The organism is Pseudomonas sp. NFACC37-1, assembly GCF_900101575.1.
Lineage (GTDB): Bacteria > Pseudomonadota > Gammaproteobacteria > Pseudomonadales > Pseudomonadaceae > Aquipseudomonas > Aquipseudomonas fluorescens_AA.
In genome coordinates this window covers 1-23,262 of the sequence record NZ_FMUZ01000047.1, presented here as the reverse complement: position 1 = coordinate 23,262, position 23,262 = coordinate 1, and the positions used below count along the sequence as shown (strand labels likewise).

Annotated in this window: 18 protein-coding genes and 3 pseudogenes; 13 read left to right on the top strand and 8 right to left on the bottom strand. The window is 54.6% G+C overall.

Annotated features, from left to right (window positions below):
• The first annotated feature begins 13 nt into the window (after positions 1-13).
• The 7 genes from BLP82_RS27900 (at position 14) to BLP82_RS27865 (ending at position 6,257) form a co-directional block, all read left to right on the top strand.
• A complete protein-coding gene (locus tag BLP82_RS27900; RefSeq protein ID WP_092176084.1) occupies positions 14-1,408 on the top strand; it encodes an ethanolamine ammonia-lyase subunit EutB in 1,395 nt (464 codons plus the stop codon).
• Between the two features lie 11 nt (positions 1,409-1,419).
• Positions 1,420-2,244 (top strand): ethanolamine ammonia-lyase subunit EutC, encoded by an 825-nt coding sequence (gene eutC, locus BLP82_RS27895; RefSeq protein WP_092176079.1) that lies wholly within the window; start codon positions 1,420-1,422, stop codon positions 2,242-2,244.
• A 107-nt stretch (positions 2,245-2,351) separates the two neighbouring features.
• The gene (locus tag BLP82_RS27890; protein WP_092176074.1) at positions 2,352-2,813 is read left to right on the top strand and encodes a GNAT family N-acetyltransferase; all 462 of its coding nucleotides are present in this window, start codon (positions 2,352-2,354) and stop codon (positions 2,811-2,813) included.
• Positions 2,814-3,224: 411 nt separating this feature from the next.
• Positions 3,225-3,872, top strand: a complete 648-nt coding sequence (locus tag BLP82_RS27880; RefSeq protein WP_060740459.1) for a DedA family protein — start codon at positions 3,225-3,227, stop codon at positions 3,870-3,872.
• Positions 3,873-3,878: 6 nt separating this feature from the next.
• Positions 3,879-4,691: a M90 family metallopeptidase gene (locus tag BLP82_RS27875; protein ID WP_092176066.1), complete on the top strand. Its 813-nt coding sequence runs from the start codon at positions 3,879-3,881 to the stop codon at positions 4,689-4,691.
• Between the two features lie 112 nt (positions 4,692-4,803).
• Positions 4,804-5,331, top strand: coding sequence for an inorganic diphosphatase (gene ppa, locus BLP82_RS27870; RefSeq protein WP_092176062.1), 528 nt, complete (start codon positions 4,804-4,806; stop codon positions 5,329-5,331).
• A gap of 194 nt (positions 5,332-5,525) precedes the next feature.
• Positions 5,526-6,257: a LexA family transcriptional regulator gene (locus BLP82_RS27865; protein ID WP_092176057.1), complete on the top strand. Its 732-nt coding sequence runs from the start codon at positions 5,526-5,528 to the stop codon at positions 6,255-6,257.
• A gap of 417 nt (positions 6,258-6,674) precedes the next feature.
• Here BLP82_RS27865 and BLP82_RS27860 read toward each other — a convergent pair whose 3' ends face one another.
• The 7 genes from BLP82_RS27860 to BLP82_RS27830 all read right to left on the bottom strand — a co-directional run bounded on the left by BLP82_RS27860 (position 6,675) and on the right by BLP82_RS27830 (position 16,909).
• Complete coding sequence (locus BLP82_RS27860) at positions 6,675-9,725, bottom strand: type I restriction endonuclease subunit R (RefSeq protein ID WP_092176053.1); 3,051 nt, start codon at positions 9,723-9,725, stop codon at positions 6,675-6,677.
• Between the two features lie 7 nt (positions 9,726-9,732).
• Positions 9,733-10,929 (bottom strand): restriction endonuclease subunit S, encoded by a 1,197-nt coding sequence (locus BLP82_RS27855; protein ID WP_092176049.1) that lies wholly within the window; start codon positions 10,927-10,929, stop codon positions 9,733-9,735.
• Complete coding sequence (locus BLP82_RS27850; RefSeq protein ID WP_092176045.1) at positions 10,926-12,440, bottom strand: type I restriction-modification system subunit M; 1,515 nt, start codon at positions 12,438-12,440, stop codon at positions 10,926-10,928. The genes BLP82_RS27855 and BLP82_RS27850 overlap by 4 nt, the downstream gene beginning before the upstream one ends.
• The gene (locus BLP82_RS27845; RefSeq protein WP_092176041.1) at positions 12,433-13,473 is read right to left on the bottom strand and encodes a virulence RhuM family protein; all 1,041 of its coding nucleotides are present in this window, start codon (positions 13,471-13,473) and stop codon (positions 12,433-12,435) included. Before BLP82_RS27845 ends, BLP82_RS27850 begins: the two co-directional genes overlap by 8 nt.
• Positions 13,470-14,969, bottom strand: coding sequence for a type I restriction-modification system subunit M (locus BLP82_RS27840; protein WP_092176037.1), 1,500 nt, complete (start codon positions 14,967-14,969; stop codon positions 13,470-13,472). Before BLP82_RS27840 ends, BLP82_RS27845 begins: the two co-directional genes overlap by 4 nt.
• Positions 14,970-15,413: 444 nt before the next feature.
• Positions 15,414-15,941 carry a hypothetical protein gene (locus BLP82_RS27835; RefSeq protein ID WP_092176033.1) on the bottom strand — a complete coding sequence of 176 codons (528 nt, stop codon included), beginning with the start codon at positions 15,939-15,941 and terminating at the stop codon, positions 15,414-15,416.
• Positions 15,938-16,909: a hypothetical protein gene (locus BLP82_RS27830; protein WP_092176030.1), complete on the bottom strand. Its 972-nt coding sequence runs from the start codon at positions 16,907-16,909 to the stop codon at positions 15,938-15,940. Before BLP82_RS27830 ends, BLP82_RS27835 begins: the two co-directional genes overlap by 4 nt.
• 59 nt (positions 16,910-16,968) lie before the next feature.
• Between BLP82_RS27830 and BLP82_RS27825 the strand changes: the two are divergent.
• The 5 genes and pseudogenes from BLP82_RS27825 to BLP82_RS27805 form a co-directional block, all read left to right on the top strand.
• Positions 16,969-17,168, top strand: a pseudogene (locus BLP82_RS27825) (DarT ssDNA thymidine ADP-ribosyltransferase family protein); the annotation flags it as partial.
• Entirely contained in the window at positions 17,165-18,253 is a 1,089-nt protein-coding gene (locus BLP82_RS27820) for a type II toxin-antitoxin system antitoxin DNA ADP-ribosyl glycohydrolase DarG (protein WP_092176026.1), read from the top strand. The pseudogene BLP82_RS27825 and the gene BLP82_RS27820, both read left to right, overlap by 4 nt.
• Before the next feature lie 850 nt (positions 18,254-19,103).
• Entirely contained in the window at positions 19,104-20,696 is a 1,593-nt protein-coding gene (locus BLP82_RS27815; RefSeq protein ID WP_256576682.1) for a hypothetical protein, read from the top strand.
• Positions 20,696-21,427, top strand: coding sequence for an OmpA family protein (locus tag BLP82_RS27810; protein WP_092176017.1), 732 nt, complete (start codon positions 20,696-20,698; stop codon positions 21,425-21,427). Before BLP82_RS27815 ends, BLP82_RS27810 begins: the two co-directional genes overlap by 1 nt.
• Entirely contained in the window at positions 21,411-22,496 is a 1,086-nt protein-coding gene (locus tag BLP82_RS27805) for a hypothetical protein (protein WP_092176012.1), read from the top strand. The genes BLP82_RS27810 and BLP82_RS27805 overlap by 17 nt, the downstream gene beginning before the upstream one ends.
• A gap of 49 nt (positions 22,497-22,545) precedes the next feature.
• Here BLP82_RS27805 and BLP82_RS27800 read toward each other — a convergent pair.
• Positions 22,546-22,761 (bottom strand): annotated as a pseudogene (locus BLP82_RS27800) (helix-turn-helix domain-containing protein); the annotation flags it as partial.
• Between the two features lie 298 nt (positions 22,762-23,059).
• Here BLP82_RS27800 and BLP82_RS31410 point away from each other — a divergent pair.
• A pseudogene (locus BLP82_RS31410) lies at positions 23,060-23,262 on the top strand (ISL3 family transposase); the annotation flags it as partial.

The window sequence follows — 23,262 nt, the reverse complement described above, 5'->3', positions numbered from 1 at the left end:
GAGGACACCGCCCATGGCCGCATTCGCCCATTCCGTCGGCGCCCAGACCTACCGCTTCGACAGCCTCAAGGACCTGATGGCCAAGGCCAGCCCGGCGCGCTCGGGGGATTTCCTGGCCGAAATCGCCGCGCTCAACGATGGCGAGCGAGTAGCCGCGCAGATGGCCTTGGCCGACCTGCCCCTCAGCCATTTCCTGCAGGAAATGCTGATTCCTTACGAGGCCGACGAAGTCACCCGGTTGATCGTCGACACCCACGACAAACAAGCCTTCGCCACCGTCAGCCACCTCACCGTCGGCGGTTTTCGCGACTGGCTGCTCAGCGACGCCGCCGATGAAGACAGCCTGCGGGCACTGGCCCCCGGCCTGACCCCGGAAATGGTCGCCGCCGTGTCGAAAATCATGCGCGTGCAAGACCTGGTATTGGTGGCGCAGAAAATCCGCGTGGTGACCAAGTTCCGCGGCACCCTCGGCCTGCGCGGGCGCCTGTCCACCCGCCTGCAACCCAACCACCCCACCGACGAGCCTGCCGGGATCGCCGCGAGCATCCTCGACGGCCTGCTCTACGGCAACGGCGACGCCATGATCGGCATCAACCCGGCCACCGACAGCACGGCCTCGATCTGCGCCATGCTGGAAATGCTCGACGCCATCATCCAGCGCTACGACATCCCCACCCAAGGCTGCGTGCTGACCCACGTCACCACCTCCATTGAAGCGGCCAACCGTGGCGTGCCCCTGGACCTGGTGTTCCAGTCCATCGCCGGCACCGAAGCGGCCAACGCCAGTTTCGGCATCAGCCTGAACATCTTGCAGGAAGGCTACGACGCCGGGCTCAGCCTGAATCGCGGCACCCTCGGCAACAACCTGATGTATTTCGAAACCGGCCAGGGTAGCGCGCTGTCGGCCAATGCCCACCACGGCGTCGATCAACAGACCTGCGAGACCCGGGCCTACGCTGTCGCACGGCATTTCAACCCGTTCCTGGTGAACACGGTTGTAGGATTCATCGGCCCGGAATACCTGTACAACGGCAAACAGATCATCCGCGCCGGCCTCGAAGACCACTTCTGCGGCAAGCTGCTGGGCGTGCCGATGGGTTGCGACATCTGCTACACCAACCACGCCGAAGCCGACCAGGACGACATGGACACCCTGCTGACGCTGCTGGGCGTGGCCGGGATCAACTTCATCATGGGCATCCCCGGCTCCGACGACATCATGCTCAACTACCAGACCACCTCGTTCCACGACGCCCTCTACGCCCGCCAGACCCTGGGCCTGAAGCCGGCGCCGGAATTCGAACTGTGGCTCGCGAACATGGGCATCTTCACCCAGGCCGATGGCCGGGTGCGGTTTGGCGACAACCTGCCACCGGCGTTCCGTCACGCCCTCGCGCATCTGGGATAAGTGAGCTGCCCATGGATAAAAAACCTGTCGACCCACAAAACCCTTGGCTGAACCTGCGCAACCTCACCCCGGCGCGCATCGCCCTGGGCCGCACCGGCACCAGCCTGCCGACCCAGGCGCAACTGGACTTCCAGTACGCCCACGCCCAGGCCCGCGATGCCGTGCACCTGGCCTTCGATCACCAGGGCATTCGCGCGCAACTGATTGAACTCGGCCGCGAAAGCCTGTTGCTCCACAGCGCCGCCGCTGACCGTAATAGCTATCTACAGCGTCCGGACCTGGGCCGCCGGCTCGACGACGCCTCCGCGCAAATCCTGCAGGACTACGCCGCGGCCCATCCCGGCGGCGTGGACCTGGCCATCGTCGTGGCTGATGGCCTGTCGGCACTGGCGGTGCACCGCCATACCTTGCCGTTCCTGGCGCGGCTGGAAGAACAGATCGCCGCTGAAGGCTGGTCGACATCGCCGGTGATCCTGGTGGAACAGGGCCGCGTCGCCGTGGCCGATGAAGTGGCGCAGCGGCTTGGCGCAAAAATGTCGGTGATCCTGATCGGCGAACGCCCCGGCCTCAGCTCCCCCGACAGCCTGGGGCTGTATTTCACCTACGCGCCCAAGGTCGGCCTGACCGACGCCTATCGCAACTGCATCTCCAATGTCCGCCTCGAAGGCCTGAGCTACGGCATGGCGGCCCATCGCTTGATCTACCTGATGCGCGAGGCCTGCCGTCGTCAGCTTTCAGGAGTCAATCTGAAGGACGAAGCCCAGATGAACACTCTAGAGGCGGAAAACGGAGCCGATATGAAAGGTAATTTCCTACTGGCGCCGCCCCGAAGCTGACAGATGCAGCCGATTGCGTTTTAACTCCGCTTTCAGGCAGCATCAAAAGCACGGCAGAACGCCGTTGTTGTCAGAGTATCTGTCGACCCTTGCAGACGAGACCTACCATGCGGATTATTCAAGCCTCGCTGGAACACCTGGACCTGCTGACCCCATTGTTCGTCAAATACCGGGAATTCTACGGCTCGCTGCCCTACCCGGATTCGTCCCGAGCCTTCCTCGAAAAACGCCTGCGCCGCAAGGAATCGGTGATCTACCTGGCCCTGCCTGATGACGATGACAACCGGTTGCTGGGCTTCTGCCAGCTCTACCCGAGCTACTCATCCCTGTCCCTCAAGCGCGTGTGGATCCTCAACGACATCTACGTCGCCGAAGACGCCCGCCGCCAACTGGTGGCCGACAACCTGATCCGCACCGCGAAAAAAATGGCCAAGGAAACCAACGCCGTGCGCATGCGCGTCTCCACCAGCAGCAACAACGAAGTGGCGCAAAAAACCTACGAATCGATCGGCTTCAAGGAAGACACCGAATTCAAGAACTACGTGTTGCCGATCAGCGAAGGCATCTGACCTAACAGCAATGCCTTTGTGATGAGAAGATTTATCCCCTCACCACACCAAAATCCCTGACACAACACCAAGCCCTTGTGGCGAGGGGATTTATCCCCGCTGGACTGCGCAGCAGTCCCAAACCTGAGCACTCGGTGTATCAGACTCACCGAGTTGCCCGCTTTTGGGGACTGCTGCGCAGTCCAACGGGGATAAATCCCCTCGCCACAGAAAATCTGCACACCACCCCCAACTGTCCCCCCAACCACAACACCGTCGAAATCCCTGGCTACAAACTCACCCCGCTCCCCACCCTCCAGCCCGTATAATGCCGCTCTTCCCGGCTTGTAAGAAAAAGCTACACACTCTGTAGCCATCCTCCAAGCCCGACCCAAAGCCTGCCGAGCCAGGCCACCACCACAGGTGTTATGCATGGATTTCAACCCCCTCGACCTCATCCTGCACCTCGATGTGTACCTCGACCTGCTGGTGACCAACTACGGCACCTGGGTCTACGCCATCCTGTTCCTGGTGATCTTCTGTGAAACCGGCCTGGTGGTCATGCCGTTCCTGCCCGGCGACTCCCTGCTGTTCATCGCCGGCGCCGTCGCCGCCGGTGGCGCCATGGACCCCGTGCTACTGGCCGGCCTGCTGATGCTCGCGGCCATCCTCGGCGACAGCACCAACTACCTCATCGGCCGCACCGCCGGCGAGAAACTGTTCAGCAACCCCAACTCGAAAATCTTCCGCCGCGACTACCTGCAGCAAACCCACGACTTCTACGACAAACACGGCGGCAAAACCGTGACCCTGGCGCGCTTCCTGCCGATCATCCGCACCTTCGCCCCCTTCGTCGCCGGCGTGGGCAAAATGAATTACCTGCGTTTCTTCGGCTTCAGCGTCCTCGGCACCGTCCTCTGGGTCGGCGGCCTGGTGACCCTCGGTTACTTCTTCGGCAACGTGCCCTTCATCAAGCAGAACCTGTCGCTGCTGGTGGTGGGCATCATCCTGGTGTCGCTGTTGCCGATGATCATCAGCCTGGTGCGCAGCAAAATGAACCAGCGCGCTTCGAAAGCCTGATCGCCCATGTGGTCCCTGAGCAACTGGCGCCGCCGACGCACCCTCGCCAAACACCCCGTGGCCGAGGACACCTGGCAACGGGTGCGCCAACAATTGAGCTTCCTCGACGGTATCAGCGCCGCCGAGGACCAGTGGCTGCGAGAAGCCTGCGTACTGTTCCTGCACGATAAACACCTCACCGCCCTGCCCGGCGTCGAACTGCACCAGGAACAACGCCTGCTGCTCGCCGCCCAGGCCCAACTGCCGCTGATGCACCTGGGCGAGCTGAACTGGTACCAGGGCTTCCACGAAATCGTCCTCTACCCCGACGACTTCCTCAGCCCCCAGCGCTACCGCGACGCCAGCGGCATCGAGCACGAATGGGACGGCGAACACAGCGGCGAAGCCTGGCCCCAAGGCCCGATCATCCTGGCCTGGGACGGCGTGATGGCCAGCGGCGGCTGGGACGGCTACAACTTGGTGATCCACGAACTGGCGCACAAACTCGACATGCTCAACGGCGACGCCAACGGCCTGCCGCCACTGCACCCCGGCATGCGCGTCAGCGACTGGGCCGAAGCCATGCAACAGGCCTTCGACGACCTCGACCGCCAACTGGACCAGAACCCCGACGCAGAAACCCTCATCGACCCCTACGCCGCCGAAAACCCCGCCGAGTTCTTCGCCGTCACCAGCGAATACTTCTTCAGCGCCCCGGACCTGCTGCACCAGGCCTATCCACGGGTCTATGAACAGCTCAAGGCCTTCTACCGCCAGGATCCTTTGGCCCGGCTGCGGCAACTTCAAGCCGAAGATCCGGTCTATCAGGCGTCATACTAAGGTCTCTAAGACCCTGGTAACGTGGCAACAGCGGCCGAATATGCCTATAATCGCCGCCACTTTTTGGTCAATCCGACCAAGTCATTTGGTCAACTAACGGGGGCACCGCCCAATGAGCTACAGCAAGATTCCGGCTGGCAAAGACCTGCCGAACGACATCTACGTCGCGATCGAAATCCCGGCCAACCACGCCCCGATCAAATACGAAATCGACAAAGACAGCGACTGCCTGTTCGTTGACCGTTTCATGGCCACCCCCATGTTCTACCCGGCCAACTACGGTTTCATCCCCAACACCCTGGCCGACGACGGCGACCCCCTCGACGTGCTGGTCGTGACCCCTTACCCAGTGGCCCCAGGCTCGGTCATCCGCGCCCGTCCAGTCGGCATCCTGAACATGACCGACGACGGCGGCGGCGATGCCAAAGTCATCGCAGTGCCACACGACAAACTGTCGCAACTGTACGTCGACGTGAAGGAATACACCGACCTGCCACCACTGCTGATCCAGCAGATCGAACACTTCTTCGAGAACTACAAAGACCTCGAAAAAGGCAAGTGGGTCAAGATCGAAGGCTGGGCCGGCGCAGACGCCGCCCGCGAAGCGATCACCAAGTCGGTTGCCGCCTACAAAGGCTGAAACAAACTTGAAAAGAACCCCGGTTTGCCCCGGGGTTTTTTTATGCCTTAATGGCCCCTAATACGAAGCTGTATTAACATCGTTTACCCACGTTTAGCCCGCGCCTTTCAAATCCCAAAAACGGAAAGATCGTCTTATATATTTGAACGACATGTTTATTGCCGAAAACACAGTCGTCCCTAAACTTTCCGTTTATGAAAAAACTTTCCAGTGGCGACCGCTTCCGCGCCCTTCTAAAAGAAGCGAACATCCGATCCGCCGACTTCGCGAAGTTATACGGCGTGAAATCCCAACACGTGAACAACTGGTTCAACCGTGGCATCCCACCAGGGCGCATCCACTCCATCGCCAGCCTGCTGACCGTCAGCCCGGAATGGCTCGCCCACGGCGAAGGCCCGCAGACCCCATTGGGCCTCGGCCCCGGCACCACCTACGAGGCGGCCGAAAACGATGGCGTCTACAGCGTGCTGGAACCCACGGACATCGAACTGCCTTTCTATAAGGAAGTCCCCATCGCCCCCGGCGAAACCAAAACCCACATCGTCGAAATCCCCGACCAATCCATCCGCCTGCCCCGCAGCCACCTCGAAACCCTGGAAATAAACCCCAGCGACGCCATCTGCCTCACCATGGTCGGCGACAGCATGGCCGAACGCATCGAAGACGGCTCCACCCTCGCCATCGACCGCGGCCTGACCCAAATCGTCGACGGCCAAATCTACGCCCTCGAACACGACGGCATGCTGCGCATCAAATACCTGCACCGCATCCCCGGCAACCGCCTGCGCCTGCGCAGCCACAACAGCGCGGCCTACCCGGACGAAGTCTTTAGCGCCGAACAGATCGAGGCGCAGAACATACGGGTGATCGGCTGGGTGTTCTGGTGGTCCACCCTCAACAAACAGAGACCGCCGGTGTACGACTAACCCACCCGAACGGAAAGACAACCACCGAAGCCCCTAGTGGTGGGGCTTCAGTGATTAGAAGCCTCAATGGTGAGCACATCTGTGGCGAGGGGATTCATCCCCGCTGGGCTGCGAAGCAGCCCCCGCTTTTCCCCTTGAATCAGCGATAACCCAATGATTCCACACCACTTACCACTGGGATTCTGCCAAAAACCCGCGTATCCTCCGCCCCACATTTGCGAGCCCACGCCTCGCACCGACAAGGCAGATCACTTTCTGACCAAGTCCCACAGCCGGCCGCAAGAGCCGGATGTACGTTTTGAAGGCTGGTGAGGTTTGTCAAAAACGAACTGAGTTAGTCAACGAGAAGCCGGCCATAAGCCGGCTTTTTAATGCGTCTTTGAAATACATTTCAAATCTCAGCAGCGCCACATCGACTTAGTAATGCTCCTCAATATAGGCGTATGCCTTTTCGAATAGATCCCTATCTTTGCTTAGGCCAAACTGCGCCAAGGTCAACATCAGAGCTTTTTGGATTTCGCGTGGGCCACTGTTGGAGTTTTGCCAACCATCAAAACGGGTAACCTTCACAATTTTATCGATCTGCTCGACCACATCACCAATCAGCTTTGGTGTGGTTTCCGGACGGGTTTCCAAGAATAGTTTGGTCAGCGCCTGCTTGTTGTCTGCCTCCGTTACCACGGAGTCACCGGTTTCACGCTCGGCCTGCACCGTATCTTTGGCGGCGTCCAATAGGCCCTTGAGCCAATCGATGGCCTTGATTACGCCTGCTTCATACTCTCGGCGTAATTTCTCCAGGCGCTCGCCGAGCTCGACAAACACCGCCTCGCCATGGCCGCGCAGACGACCCATCAAGTCTATTTCCAGTCGGCGGGCACGTTTCTCCTGCTCTTTCTCGGTCAGGGTGAAGATCGCGTGTTCATCCATGATTAGTTCATCGATATCATCGCGTATGCGACTGATATCGGTGTGCTCGTGAATCATCTTGATGGTCTCAGGCCCTAACGCTGCCCAGACTAGCGCCCCCGTTTGACCAACCGGGCGTACTGACTCATAGATTTGCGCCAGCCATTTGTAATCCTGTCGGTAGGGCGTGAGGAAAGGGTCAGGGTTGATGGCCGACCAGAGTTTGGTCAGCACGCCAAAGGCTGCGGCAAACTCATCGCGGCTTTTATTGTCCGGCAAGTATTCCTGTGCGGCCAGGATGCCGTCAAAGCCTGCCAGAGTGCGGTCCACGTTCGGGAAGAAGGCCAGACACAGCTTCAGCTGCTCTGGCAGCAACTCCTTGAATTTCTCGATGCCTTCGACAATCCCATCGATCTCTTCCGGGTTATAGGCCAGCGCCGTGCGCAGGTTTTCGAATACACCCAGATAATCGATGATCAGGCCCATTCGCTTGACCACCCCGTCCGCCTCATACAGTCGGTTAGTGCGGCACATGGCCTGCAGCAAGGTGTGGTCGCGTAGGGGTTTATCCAAGTACATGCAGTAGCAGATTGGCGCATCGAAACCGGTCAGCAGCTTGGCGGTCACGATCAGCAGTTGCAGGGGTTGTTTCGGATCTTTGTAGGTTTCCAGAAGGTTTTTCTGCGCCAGCTCTTCACCATCGAATTTCTGCCAGCGCTCAAAGTCGGCTTGCTGGATCGGTAGATTGAGATCTTCCTTCCACTTGTTCCAGTCCTTGTTGAGCTTGCCGTTCTCATCCTTCACCGGCGCCTGGTCGAGATTCATGACCACCTCCAGTGCGTCGAAACCCAGCTTGTTACCAAGTAGGTAATACATCTGCACGCAGGCATCGCGGTCATAGACCACCACCATAGCCTTCATCTTTTTCGGCTGCACATGACTGGTGAAGTGTTCAGCAATGTCGGTGCTGATGGCCTCCATGCGTTTCGGTGCCTTGAGCATCACGGCCAGCTTACCGGCGCGTTTGGACAGAACGGATTTTTCGTCCTCGTCCAGATTGTTGTCTTTGACCAGTTGCTCGAATTCTTCATTGATCGCCTCACGGTCGACCCGCAATTCGGCTAAACGGGGTTCGAACTTAACCGGATTGGTGGCACCGTCGCGGATCGACTGCTTGTAGCTGTAGCGGTTCATATAGCGGCCAGGGTCTTCATCGGCGCCGAACAACTTGAAGGTGTTGCGCTCGATGCCGGAGATCGGCGTACCGGTCAGGCCGTAGAAGTGAGCATTGGGTAGCGCCCAGCGCATCTTTTCGCCCAGACCGCCTTCCTGGGTGCGGTGAGCTTCATCTACCAGGACGATGATGTTGTCGCGATTGTTCAGGCCATCCGGGTTGAGTTCATCAACCTCGACATCCTTGAACTTGAAAATGGTCGTAATCAGAATCCCGCGGCTGTCTTGCTCTATATGTTCACCGAGTTTTTTGCAACTTTGCACCTTGATCAGGTTTTTCACATCGGCACCGCCGAAGGTCTCGCTGATCTGGCTGTCCAAATCGCGGCGGTCGACCACGATCAGCACGGTGGGGTTTTTCAGCTCGTTGTCGGCACGCAGCATCTTGGCCGCGTAGAGCATCAGCAGCGACTTGCCTGAACCTTGGAAGTGCCAGATCAAGCCTTTTTTCGGGTAACCCTGCTTGACCCGCTCGACAATCTGCTTGGCCGTCTCGAACTGCGGGTAACGCGGCAACAATTTGATGCGCTTGGGCGGCGTGTCTTTACCAGTTTTATGGGTGGAGAACAGCGCGAACGAAGCCAGCAGTTGCAGCAGGGTTTGCGGGTTCAGCAGCCCTTCGGCGCTCGCCAGCACGGAGGCCAAGGTGGCAGGAATATCTTCGCGCTGATCAGTGTGGTGCCAGGGGCCCCAGTCCTTGACACGGGCATTGATCGCGCCATATGCAAAGGTTTTGCCCTCGCTGGCGAAGCACAGCAGGTTGGGCACGAAGAAGGCCTGCACATGCTGCCAATAGTGCTTCTTGCCACCCATAAAGTCAGCAGCACCGTCTTGCCAACTAACACTGGGGCGAGTGGCGCTTTTCACCTCACCCACCACCAACGGGATGCCGTTTACATACAGCACGACATCGAAGAACACCTCGCCAGCCGCCACATAGTGTACCTGCTGGGCCACCACGAAATGGTTGTTGTCGAAGTTGTCGAAGTCGATCAGGTTGATGGTGACGTGCTCGCCGTTCTCGCCAAAGGCCAAGGTTTTTTCGGCCAGCAGCCAGGCTTGGAAGTTTTCGTTGGCCCGCACCAGACCGCTGTGCGGTGCTTCCAATAGCACGCCGCGCAACTTGTGGATCACCTCATCGGCGTAATCCGGCTGTTGGCCAATCGCTGAGTTTAACGAACATAACGCGTCTTTTAGCCACTCATCGACAAAGATATCCTGCGGCTTCTTCGGCAGGTTCTCGCCGTGGCAGTAAGTCCACTTTACCCCGCTTAAGTTTTTTAAGCGGTCGATAATTCCATTTTCAGTGACGGTTTGTTCGTTAAACATAAAATCCCTATATAAGAGCGCTGGCTAAGCTCGACAAAGGCTTTCTATAAACCTGCACATCCCTAACGGCATGAAATTTAGCGACGAGCATTTCTTGAATTTCAATTCTAGGCAAATAAACAACAAGCTTCTTGAAGTCTGACAAAGTCAGCTTTGGCCTTGTTTGACCAGCGGTAATCATTCGTACCTGCTGCTTAAAGAGCTTAGAGTTCACTACGTAAGCAAGATACTCAGGGTTAACTATTTTGGAGTTCGGCCTAATTCTAATTATATCTGCGGTGATAATGCCGTCAGGCTCACCAACCGGATAAACCGTTGCAATGCCAGGCGGAAGCCCCATCTTTGTAAATATAACGTCACCGGATTTAACATGGTGCGCCTTTAAACTTTTGAACTTAACAGAGTCGACAAAGGTATTGCTGACCCAGTTGTATTTGTTAGGTTTGATATCACGAACAAAAATCACGGGATTGCCCGAGGACCTGAAATCAGAAACAACAAGATCGCTCCCAAATGGCCCTATGGCAAAGCTATTCTTTTCCTCATTTGCTAGCTGATGAAGCGAGTACATTTTCCAATCACTGTCAGAATTTAACTCTCTTGCAGCCTTAAGGCTTTGCACCTGAACATTTGATTTCGTTTCATGCAAAACCAATGTGTCATTCAGACTTGCACGCGAATGTTCGCACTCACTAAGTAAGCTTTCTAAGCGCCTTATTTTTTCTAAAATCTTCAGGAGGGAATTTTGGACATTTTTATTCGGAAATGGAAATTCCTGCTTAGATAGAGATTTCCACTTTATAGTTGGAGAAAGAGACCCCTCGGAAATTACAATTGCGCGACTCATGAAACTATCGGACTGCATAAAGAATGGCAAAAAACCTGGGACTACATTGGTGTGATTCTCCTCGAGCACCATCGCATGCGCAGAGCAAATACAGTCCCAATCTGCGACGGCAACTTTGCGCTGATATGCCCGGCGCTTACCAAAAATAATTTGGCCTTTTTTAACTAGTAGCTTTTGTCCAGCTACATCACTGGGTACACCATGGCGCTTTATTTTTAAGCTGTCTGGGTCCAAATGCTCCAAGCCCACATAAATATTCAGCTCGGTTTCGCTGGGCTCTACGCGCTTGGAAATATGCTTGGCAATATCCCCAAACTTCACCATCTGCCAACCTTCGGGTAACTGCTGCGCTGTCATGCGTTATTCACCTCGTACCCCAACTCTGCGAGGCTTTTAAACAATTTACTGGTCTGCTTTTTCAGCTGAACCCGGCTAATTTTCCAGGCTTCGATGGCATGTTCAATGTCGTGTACTTCCTCGTCATTCACGGCCTGTACATAAAGCGGAATTGACAAGTTGTGCTGGTTTTCGCGAATTGCGTCAACATCTACCAGCGCGGTAATGGCCGGATCCTTGCACGGTGTCAAATAGGCCTCGGATAACACGGCCAGGTCATCGTCCGAGAGTCGGCTATGGGCGCGCTCACGGGTGACATGCTCGACGCCATTGATGAACAGGACTTTGCCTTTTCGCTCGGCGGGCTTGTTGCAGTTGAGCACGATCACGCAGGATTCCATCGGCGAGTTATAGAACAGGTTGGGGCCGAGACCGATCACGGCCTCGATAATGTCCGACTCGATCACCTGCTTACGGATGGCCTGCTCGGAGTCGCGAAACAGCACGCCGTGCGGCCAGAGCATGGCCGCGCGACCGGTGTCGGGTTTCAGGCTTTTGATGATATGGGTGTAAAAGCCGTAGTCCGCGCAGCCCTGGGGCGGTACGCCATAGAGGTTGCGGCCATAGGGATCGGCAGCGAACTTGTCGCGGTTCCATTTTTTGATGGAGTACGGCGGGTTGGCGAAGATCACATCGAACTGCTTGAGCTGGTCGCCTTCGATAAATTTTGGCTCGGCCAAGGTATCGCCGCGTAGCACTTCGAACTCTTCGATCTCGTGCAGGAACATGTTCATACGAGCGATGGCGGAGGTGAGCAGGTTAACTTCCTGACCGTAGAGTTTGACACTACGCCATTCCTTACCTTCGCCCCGTAGGTCCATCACCGCATTAAGCAGCATGCCGCCAGTGCCGCAGGTGGGGTCATAGGCGGTTTCACCGGGTTTGAGACCCATGATACGGGTCATCAAGTGCACCACGGTGCGGTTGGTGTAGAACTCAGCGGCAGTGTGGCCGGAGTCGTCGGCGAACTTCTTGATCAGATATTCATAAGCTTCGCCCAAGTCGTCCTGGGCCACTGATTTGAGGCCTAGGGGGATTTTGCTGAAGTGTTGAATCAGGTCTGCCAGCAAGTGATCGGGCAAACGCTCCTTGTTAGTCCACTGTGCATCGCCGAATACGCCATGCAGGCGTTCGTTGTGGGTCTCGATCAAGCGCAGGGCATTCTGGATGGCTTCGCCGATGTTCTTGCTGGTGTGGCGCACCTTTTCCCAGCGCGCCTCCTGGGGAATATGGAAGCGGTGGAACATGGGCATGACGGCATAGTCAGCATCGCCATCGTTGATTTCCATGGCTTCGACATACTCTTCAAGGTAAACGTCGGACAGCCGTTTATAGAACAGTAGCGGGAAGATGTACTGTTTGTAGTCAGAGGCGTCGATCTGTCCGCGCAGAAACTCGGCCGCTCCCCAAAGGAGGTCTTCGAGTTTCTTTTTGCCGAGCCGGGAGGCCTGACTTTTCTGGTAATCAATCATTCTTACGAGTCTTGTCTGATAGCTGATGAGCAAGCTGGCTCAGGTCGGCGAGGCGTTTGTCTGCGCCGACGGTATCTTCATGTTGGCGCTGCAGGTGAAACTGCTCGTACTGCGACTCGGCGTGTTGCTTGGCCATGTCGTGGGAGATCTTGCCGGCATTGTCGAGAATGTCGCGGTCGTTCAAGGTCAGGAAGCCATCAAGCTTTTTCACCCAATCAGCCATGGACATGGGGATGCGGCGCATGGCCTGGCCCTCGGCAAACACCAGGTATTGCTCGACCAGGTTGTTCAAGGCGCTGAGTTCGTCTGCCGTAAGGTAGTTCTTGGCGTTGGCGATATCCTGCTTGCGCACCTTGGCACCGCGCCAGTTGGTCAGGCCCATATGGGGTTTACTGCTATCGGCGCGGTGGTGAATGAGCTCGGCAGCGGTTTGCCCAGTAATTGCCCAGTGCACTTTGTTTTGCACAGTTTTGAAGAAGCCGATGCTGGCATCCTGGGTTGGATCGTAGTCCACACTGGTGGCGTAGATGTCGGTGATCTTCTGGTAGAAGCGTTTTTCGCTGGTGCGAATATCCTGAATGCGCCGCGTCAGCTCTTCGAAGTAGTCGAAGGGCTGGTCGGGGTTTTTCAGACGTTCGTCATCGAGCACGAAGCCTTTGACAATGTATTCGCGCAACTGCCGTGTGGCCCACTGGCGGAAGCGGGTTGCCGTATGGCTCTGTACGCGATACCCCACGGAGATGATGGCGTCCAGGTTGTAGTGCTTGAGGCTTCGCTTTACCTGGCGTTTGCCTTCTTGGCGAACTACTAAGAAATCCTTAGTAGTTGCGTTTTGCTCAAGCTCGGCCTCGCAGAAAATGTTTTTCAGGTGCATCAGCACGTTCTCTGGCGTGGTGCTGAACAGCTCCGCCATTAGGGCCTGGGTCAGCCATACCGACTCGTCGACAAAGCGCACATCCAGCCGGGTTTGCCCGTCTTCGCTCTGGTAGATGATGAACTGCGAAGTGTTACTGTCGGCGCTATCCGTGCTCATAGCTCAAACCCTTCCTTAATCAGCAGTTCTTCTAGCTCCTGCTCGGCGTGCTCCAGTGCGGCCAGTTTCTGCTGGAAGTCCTTCAGCGCCTCTTCGACGGTGATGGTCTCTTCTTCCAGTGGCTTTTGCACATAGCGGGCAATGTTCAGGTTGAAGTCGTTTTCTGCAATTTCACCCAGCGGCACCCAACGCGCTACGCCTTCTAAAGCTGTGGCAGAGGGGCCTTGCTGATACTGCTCCTGGTAGATCTGGTAAATCTGGTCCGCCTGGACATTGCTCAGGATGTTTTGCGCGCGGCCTTTGGTGAAAATCTCCTCGGCATTGATGATCAGTACATGGTCACGATGCTCATCAGGGCGATGCTTGCGCAGCAACAGGATGCAAGCTGGGATAGAAGTGCCGTAAAACAGGTTGGGGGCCACGCCGATAACAGCCTCGATGCGGTTCTCTCGGAGCAGGCTGGTGCGAATTCGGCCCTCTGCCGCACCACGGAACAGCACGCCATGGGGCAGCACAACCGCCATGCGCCCATCGGCATTTAGGGAGGCGAACATGTGCTGCACCCAAGCGAAGTCACCGTTGGTTTTTGGAGCCAGCCCAAACTTGTTGCGGCTATATGGGTCTGCCGCCCACTGCTCATGCCCCCACTCACTGAGACTGAACGGTGGGTTGGCGATCACGCAATCAAAGGTTTCGAGCCGGTCATAGATCAGGAACTTGGGCTCACGCAAGGTATCTCCGCGAACAATCTCAAAGTCTTCCTGGCCATGGAGAAACAGGTTCATGCGGGCAATGGCTTCAGTGGTCAGATTCTTTTCCTGACCTTTGAGCTTCAGTAGCCGGGGATCACCCGCGTTTTCTCGAACGTGGTGAATGGTCTCCAGCAACATGCCGCCCGTGCCGCAAGCCGGGTCATAAACGCTTTCACCCGCTTTGGGGTCAAGAATGTTGACCATCAGCCGCACAATGGTGCGCGGGGTGTAGAACTCGCCAGCTTTCTTGTTGGCTTTGTCGGCAAAGCGCTTGATCAGATATTCGTAGGCCCGCCCCATGTCGTCGTTACGAACACTGGCAACCCCTAGATCGACTTTGTTGAAGTGGTTGAGCAGTGTGGCTAGCAGCTCATCCGGCAGGCGCTCTTTATTGGTCCAGCTAGCGTCGCCGAAGATACCATGCAACTGGGGGTTGGCTTGCTCTACACCTAGGAAAGCATTCTTGAGTGCCTTACCTATATTGTGGGACTTGGCGAACACGTCATCCCAGTGGCTACCAACAGGAACCTGGATACGATGGAAGATCTTTTCGCGCGCCAGCTCCTTGCTACCGACCTTGGCCAGCACCTCCTCGACCTCTTCGTCATAGACATCGCAGATCCGTTTGAAGAACAGGACCGGAAAAATGTAGGTTTTGTAGTCGGAGGCATCGATGGGGCCGGTGATGATGTGCGCGGCGTGCCATAGGTGGGCTTCAAGGTCTTTTAAATTAATCAGGGTCATTTTTACTCGAAAAAATCTTGAGCAGCCTTCGGGTAGCCTGCTCCGCTTGCAGGCTAGAGATGGTCCAAGTGTACTGGAACAAAACCGTAAAGTCTGGGACCGTAGGCCGCTAGGAGATGCTAAAACGCTGGTCGAAACGATTCGAAAAATGAGGGGCGGAAGCGAGACTTCAACTCCCAAAGGGACCCGATTTGAAGCTAGCCACATGCTTGCATTGGATGTCTATGGAGAATCTTCCTATTCCCGCAACGGCCTACACTTCTCTCTATCAGACAACTGAACGCAATGGAGCAAGCCTGCTTCAACGTGACCGTTCGGGGTATCCACCTTTCTGACACCATCGCCTGCTGCATCGGAAGGAATGTTGGCCAACCGGAGAGGATCAAGCTATCCCTCAAGAAAATCCCTAATACCACTCAAGCACAGCAGGGATTAATTTTTAAGTCAGTCTCCCTCTGACGGATGTTTTCCAACAACGCTATTAACCTCTTTGTCACGGCGCAACTTTATGACAGCTTCAAAGTCGCTAACATGTCTACGAGTCAACTGCCCTGGAAGTGAAAAAGAGAGAAGCATCGCCAAACAAGCCAAAAACAACAAAACATATTCCACACTTACCTGAACGACCTCTGGCCATTCGAGCTTCAATGTTGCAAGAAACGAAAGTGCCAAAACCAGAAGATATAGATAAAAAAGCGTAGCATGCCTATGTAAATCCTGCTTAATCTTAGCCAGATAAAAAGTGTCTTGCCTCCAGTTTCCGCCCTTTAAGGCACGCTCGCTCCCGACAATCGCCATCACCGCAACTAGAAAACCCGCCAATATCGAGAACACAGTAACCAGGACAGAAAGAGCATTGCTATTTTCATGATAGTTTGGCTGAAATTTCCAAGCAAAGAAAACGGATATGGCTATACACGTAAAGAAATACGTAACTTTCCGCCAACTCAGCTTTCTTTGAACTGCGTTCACTGTTTCCAATGTCCTTTTCTCAAGAGCTCAGCTCGGTAGGTCATAAGTTCAGAGTAGACCTCAGTATTGATTAGATCATTCGCCCCTTCCCTACGGTAAAGGCGGATCGATTTCGTGGGTGTTACTTCGTTCAACCGTATAGGCGTACCCTTCTGGGTAATAACAGTCACGTCCACCCCTTCCTCACTCTCCTCCAGCACCTCCTCACCAACATTGAGCATAGCATCGAGAACTATATCTACCGCACGAGAGCCTCCCTTTGCGCTAATTACAGTACTAACCTGGACCTCACCCCAATGCTCAGCGAGCTGTTGCAGCTGTTTCTCACTGATATCATCAGAGAAAGCATTCTTCAGTGTTCCTACAAAAGATTTTAATTTGCCTTTTACTGAGGACGTCACCTCAGCTAATGCATCTGTAGCCTGATGCATAGTGGTACCCAAACGGAGTTCTTTAACTCCTTCTTCAGCAAGTACCGACTTAATATTTTGATTGGTTACTTTCCTCAGCTCGAAAGCCGCGGTTTCACTTTTAAGCCCAGCCTTGATGAAAAGTCCTCGAAGGTACGCCCCAACAGTCGCCACCCGAAAAGGCCCCTCCGTCACCAGAAGTACATCATTTTCCTCGATAAGAACAAATGCATCTGCATGTTTGAAGGCACGGTTTGTGGGAGCACTCGTGGATTGGTCATTGTCATAGGCTGCTGCGACCTTGATACCAATCGTGGTCATCTGTTCGCCAGGAACGCCAGCTCCGATTGCCAACCTTAGTGACTCGCCAGTTTTCGTTTCACGATGGCGAACGCTCACCACTCCGAGAGTTGACATGCTTATATCTGTTTCGTCCATACGCCCAAGCTTAGTCATGGCCTGCCGCACCAACTGCTCAAAATTTTTGGCGGGGGCTGTACCGTCGCGGTAGACAGCTCGGACGTAATGAATGGTTTTATTGGCAGGACGACGAGACACTCGCAATACTCCTTTTGCTGGCAGATGGCTTCCATCCTGTCGCAATATCTCGTAAAAAGCTACACCGACGCGGCCTCAAACGCGATCCTGAAGCCCCCCAAAATTGAGCAGTCTCAGGCCGAAGCGCTGATTCATAATCATCTACCAATTACAGGACTCCTTGGCATCATGTGCTACACCGATGCAATGAAAGAACGCATAGGCCGCTAGAGGGCTGACGCTGCCTGTGCATGCGCGTCCGGGATGGTATTTCCAATGATCCGATTCACCCAAGGCAACCTCTTGGAAGCCAAAACCGAAGCCCTCGTCAACACGGTGAATACCGTGGGCGTGATGGGTAAAGGTATCGCGCTGATGTTCAAGGAACGCTTCGCCGAGAATTATCGCCTGTACTCGGCTGCCTGCAAGGCTCACGAAGTGGAGACAGGCAAGGTTCACGTGACAGCAGTCAACGAGCTGGAGGGTCCGCGCTGGATCGTGAACTTCCCGACCAAACGGCACTGGCGATCACCGTCACAGATGGCGTGGATAACCGAAGGCTTACACGATCTGCGTCGCTTCCTGATTGAAAACGATGTGAAGTCCGTCGCGGTTCCACCGCTGGGCGCTGGCAACGGTGGTTTGAAGTGGCCAGAGGTTCGCGAACAGATTGTTGAGATCTTGAGTGATCTTGATGTCGATGTGTTGGTGTTCGAGCCTTCCAACCAGTATCTGAACGTCGCTAAGCGTAGCGGTGTGGAGAATCTCACTCCTGCTCGTGCGCTGATTGCCGAACTGGTTCGTCGCTACTGGATTCTGGGTATGGAATGCAGCCTGCTTGAGATTCAGAAGTTGGCCTGGTTCCTTGAGCGCGCCATCGAAAAGCTGCCAAACACCGAAAACCCTCTGAATCTCCAGTTCGTTGCGCATAAGTACGGGCCATATGCCAACCGGCTGGAGCATCTGCTCAATAACCTGGATGGCAGTTATCTGCATTGCGACAAGCGTATCAGTGATGCTGGTATCAGCGATGTGATCTGGTTTGACGAAGGGCGCAAAGCGTTCCTACAGACTTATCTCCAAACAGAAGCCAAGGAATACGCCCAGGCCTTGGAGCGCACCGCCGAGTTGATCGATGGTTTTGAGTCGCCTTTCGGCATGGAATTGTTGGCTACGGTTGATTGGCTGCTGAGCCAGGATGGGATTTCCCCGACTGTTCCTGCCGTGCGCGAAGCGTTGAAACATTGGGATGGCGGAGCGGGTGCTGCGGCTCGTAAAAGCAAGCTGTTCGATGATCAGGCGATTGATATTGCCTTGAAGCGGCTGACTTCCAGTAGTTTTAGACTAGAGACGGAGACCTGTTAGGGTTAACGTCTATCTCATCCGGATAATCGTGCAACAGGCTGTTGCACAATCTGAGAGCACTGCCAAACATTTGAAAAACGGCGTAGCGGCACATAACCTCTGCGCAACACACACCCGCCATGCCTATGGCCGCTTCGGCAGCTACGCACAAATTGAGCGTTTTTTTATGCCCGTAGTTTCAGTGTGAAGCTTTTCAGGAAGCCAGCCATCGACGTTCCTTCGCAGAGCGAAGTGGCATTCAACAGAGGCAATTGTGCAAGTACCTCATGCACAAATTAGAGCCCATCATTTCGGGACTCTCGGATACGAAAAAGGTCTTGCCAAGCAAGACCTTTTTTACGCCAGGATGAGAGCCTTAGCCACAACAAGACCTCCTTTAGTCGTAGGCTCGAAGGGAAAAGGCTGCGGATACTAACTCGAACAAAGGCGCTGCATCACTTCCACCATCAAGGCGCAAAGCTACCCGGCACAAGACTCGGCGCGTGCTAGCTTCAGTTTTCAATCAGAGCCAACAACTTGCGCTTATTTTCGGTAATATTCATCAACTCAGGAGTACTGAAGGTCAGGAAATGGATATCACCCGCCTCATTACACAGGCCCGGGGCACGCTGCCCTGGTCTATACCTTTGATGGTACGGATCGGCCTACTAAAATCGTATTGGGCTAACCGTACCATTCGCTACACCACTCCCCCCACGCTCGCCAACCGAAAAGCCGACTACCGCATAGTCTGGACTTTTTTCGAGAACGCTACATATTTCCCTATTTTTTCCCCCGCGCCTGATTCTGGAGTTTGTAAATGATAAGCCAATACCTTGAGGGAGCCCTGAGGTCTGCCTCCGCGGGGACGATGACTGAATTGTTCATCTGGGTAATGGCGGCAATCTTTGCCATGGCAATCATTCAAGGCAAAACCGGCAAGCACGGTTTTTTTGTCGAGCACTCGCCCGCGGTACTGGTATCACTGGGCATATTGGGTACCTTTATCGGTATCGTGATCGGTTTGCTAGACTTCAACTCACACGACATCAAGAGCAGTATTGAGGACCTCCTCGATGGTCTGAAAACCGCTTTTATCACCAGTCTGGTCGGCATGACACTGTCGATCTTACTTAAGGCTTTGGATGCTTGGTGGTTTGAGCCCGCACGTGAGAAGGCAGAGCAGCCTGACTCGGTTACGCCTGAGCATATCTACGGCGTTATGAACCGACAGGAGAAATTGTTGGAGGCTCTTAACCACTCGCTCGCTGGCAATGAGGAAGGCTCGGTAGCCGGGCAACTCAAGCTGTTGCGGTCAGATATGGGCGACTTTCGGAATAGCTTGGATCGTGGACAGCGCGAATTTCAGGACAAACTTTTTAAACAGTTGGTCCTTTTTAGCGAGATGCTCGCGCAATCTGCCACAGAGACGGTTATCAATGCACTTCGACAGGTGATTCAGGATTTCAATAAGCATCTGGTGGAGCAGTTCGGCGACAATTTCAAGGCGCTCAACGAGGCTGTTATCAAGATGGTCGACTGGCAGGAGCAGTACAAACAGCATGTAGAAGTGTTGGAGGCACGTATCGAAACGGCTGTGCGTGAGCTTGAACGTACTGCTACTGCTAATGAGGCGATCAGTCGCTCGTTGACGAGCTCCGAGCAATCCATTGACTCAATTGATAATCACTGCCAGAGCATTCCGACGGCTATCGGCAAGCTAGAGCCAGTATTGCAGGTCAATCAGCACCAAATTCAGGAGCTGCAGCAGCATCTGGATGTCTTCATTGCTATGCGCGATAAAGCCACCAGCGCGGTGCCAGAGTTACAACAGCATATGGATACTCTCTCTAAGTCGCTTTCGGATGGTATGCAGGGTGTCATCTCTACCATGCATGAAGGCTCAATGGAGTTTGGACGCTCGGTTGACCTCACCAATACCGCCTTAACTGAGGCCTCGCATGTGATCAGCAGCCAGACGGAACAGATCAGCGAGAACATGAAGGATGCAGCGCAGGAGTTCGGCTCCTCTGTGCGCGGCACACTAGAAATCATGCTGAATAATTCAAAGTCACTGGAGCAACAAATGGGGCTGGCAGTCGAGCAGGCGTCTGGCTCATTGACGGAAGTATTTAAGCAAGCGACCGGGAAGATTCAAGACAGCCTCACATCGACAGTTGATGCCGCGATGAATACGTTGCGCTCTACCGTAGAGGGTAACCTCAGTCAGACTGAGTCGCTGATTCAAGGTTCTGCGAACCGTACCATGGGATCAGTGGAAGCTCAGGTCAGGGAGGCTACCGAACGGGCGAACGCATCTCTGCAAGCTCAGCTTAATGCTATGGATCAGGCCATCGGGCGTGAACTGGAGAAAGTTTTCAGGGAAATGGGATCGGCCCTAGCCACTATCTCCCGTAGGATTGCTGATGATCATGCAGAACTGGCAAGCAGGGTGCGTTCGTAATGAGCTCCCTGGACAACCTGTTCCGCAATCGGCATTCGAAGAAGGAGGATGCCGAGCACTGGATTGGCATTTCCGATCTGATGTCCGGATTGATGATGATGTTCTTGTTCATCGCTGTAGCCTATATGTACTACGTGCAAGTCGAGCGAGAAAACATCAAAGAGATTGCGGTCGCCTATAAGGACACACAGGTGGCAATCTACAACGACCTGAATAATGAGTTTAAGAGTGACTTGCCACGTTGGAATGCGTCGATAGATCGCAACACTCTGCAAGTGATCTTCAACAATCCCGAGGTACTGTTTCGCTCAGGCTCACCGGAGCTTAGTACACAGTTCCAGGTAATGCTTTCGGATTTCTTTCCGCGTTATGTGACGGTGCTTTCCCGCTATAGGGAGGCGATTGATGAGATTCGTATCGAAGGGCATACCAGTAGTGATTGGGGAACACGACATGGTGATGAAGCCTATTTTCCGAATATGGCCCTATCACAGGATCGGACGCGTTCGGTGTTGCAGTACGTACTATCGAAATTGACATCCGGGGCAGATAGGGAATGGGTGCGCTCAAGCTTTGCAGCAGTCGGCTACTCCTCCTCACGGCGCCTTGTAGACACAGGTAACAGTACTGAGGATGCCGCCCGCTCACGACGTGTTAACTTTCGGGTGATCACCAACTCTGAACTGCAGATCCGTACGATCATAGAGAGGCTCGATGGAAATCAACGTTGATTTTTCCGAGCTGTGGGCTCAGGTCAAACGGCTAGATACGGAGACGATTGATTTCGATTGGACGGCAGCCGCACAGCTTGACCCTATCGATATTGCGCTGTTGGAGGGGCGCGAGGTTCAACTCGACGACTTGAATGTCATCAACGGGCTGCTGAGTGTCGATGGACGCCAGGTGTTGCTGTACATCCCTGACCAATTTTCTCCAGTTGACGTAGTGCAGGTTTCTCCAGATAAGGGTAAGCGTTTCCATGTGGCAGACTGCAAAACGCTTAACGACATGCGCAGCAAAGGACGCTTTGAGCGCTATGTGGTGACGAATAATTTGAGCGGGATTTTCCCGATCAGTGGCAAGAACAGCCGAGGTGTTCGTGACGAGCTGGACTCTCGTCTGCTCGTATGTAAGAACTGCTTGGAAAAGCTCAATTACCAGAATTATTGCCATGAAGGCACACGCTCGACTATCTGGAATAGTTTCGAGATTGGAAAGTTCTTTGAAACTTACAGTACGAGCTTTCGACACCTGCCACGCAGCTTGACGCAGCGGGCTCTCGGCAATGATTACACAAAGGACTGGGCGGAAATTTCCGCTGATGTCCGTCGGCGCTGTGGATTCACTTGCGAGGCGTGTGCTGTAAACCTCACAGAGCATCGCCATCTATTGCACGTTCACCATGTCAATGGCGTAAAGCAGGACAACAGCTCGGCAAACCTCCTTCCCCTCTGTGTTGACTGTCACCGTAAACAGCCGCTGCACGACCATATGTTTATCTCGACTCAAAACATGCAAATTCTTAATCGTTTGCGTCGCGAGCAGGGCATCGTTGCTGACGATTGGACTCAAGCTATGGCACTAGCCGATCTTGCAGTGCATGGCGGGCTTATGCACGGTCGACACAAAGGTTTTGGGGTGCCGGTGATTGGTTACGAAGTCACCAACGCCCAAGAGGAGGTGATTGCGGAGGTAGAAGTTGCCTGGCCCGAGCTTCGTATAGCTATGTATGTTGCCGACGACCCTGCTGTTGAGGGCTGGACTGTGCTGAGCCCGGTTGAATTTATTGAGAATTATTGAACAGTTGCTGTGATAGTTGGATTTTAGTCACGGTGCGCTCCATCTCTGACTACGACTCGCCCGCTCTGGAACGCTGCTCGGCCAGGATGTCCTCAACCGTGCGTTCATGACCTGCCTTCACCAGTTTCAAGTCGTATCCGGCTGCTTCCAGTAACCGGACAAGGGCCGAGACGCTCATATCTCCCTTAGCCAATGTTTCCATACGCGCCACCGTCGAACGTGATACGCCAGCGCGACTGGCCAAGGCATTCTGGCTCAAATGGACCTCACCTCGAGCCTATTTCAGCATTTCAGCCACATCGAACAGCGTGGTCATTTGTAGCCCTCGATCATCAAAATCTAGATTGTTCTGATTGCTGTAGCCTTGGGGCCACAGCGCCACGAGTTTTCGATTTGTGATTTGTGATTTGTGCAGCAGCCTGTTGCACTAATGAGCGATGACCCCCTTTGAATCTCTTCATAAAAAAGGTTCTTCACGGAATCCCGGGAAACACAGAAACAAGAACGCCGATTTGATTGATGATGTTCGTGCGAGCAAACACATCTAACAAACCGGCGTTCTTATGCGCGATATTAATACTTTCCTTCCTTTTTGGGAGGGCTTTTCTGTCGTCACGATCAAGCCTGATGGCGACGCGCTTCAGATCGACCTGATTCCCCATCCCACCCGATTCCCATCCTGCGGCGGGTGCCAGAAAACCTGTTCAAGCACTCATGAGTATTGCGAGCGTACCGTTCGTGACTTGCCGATTCTCGGTCGTGCGGT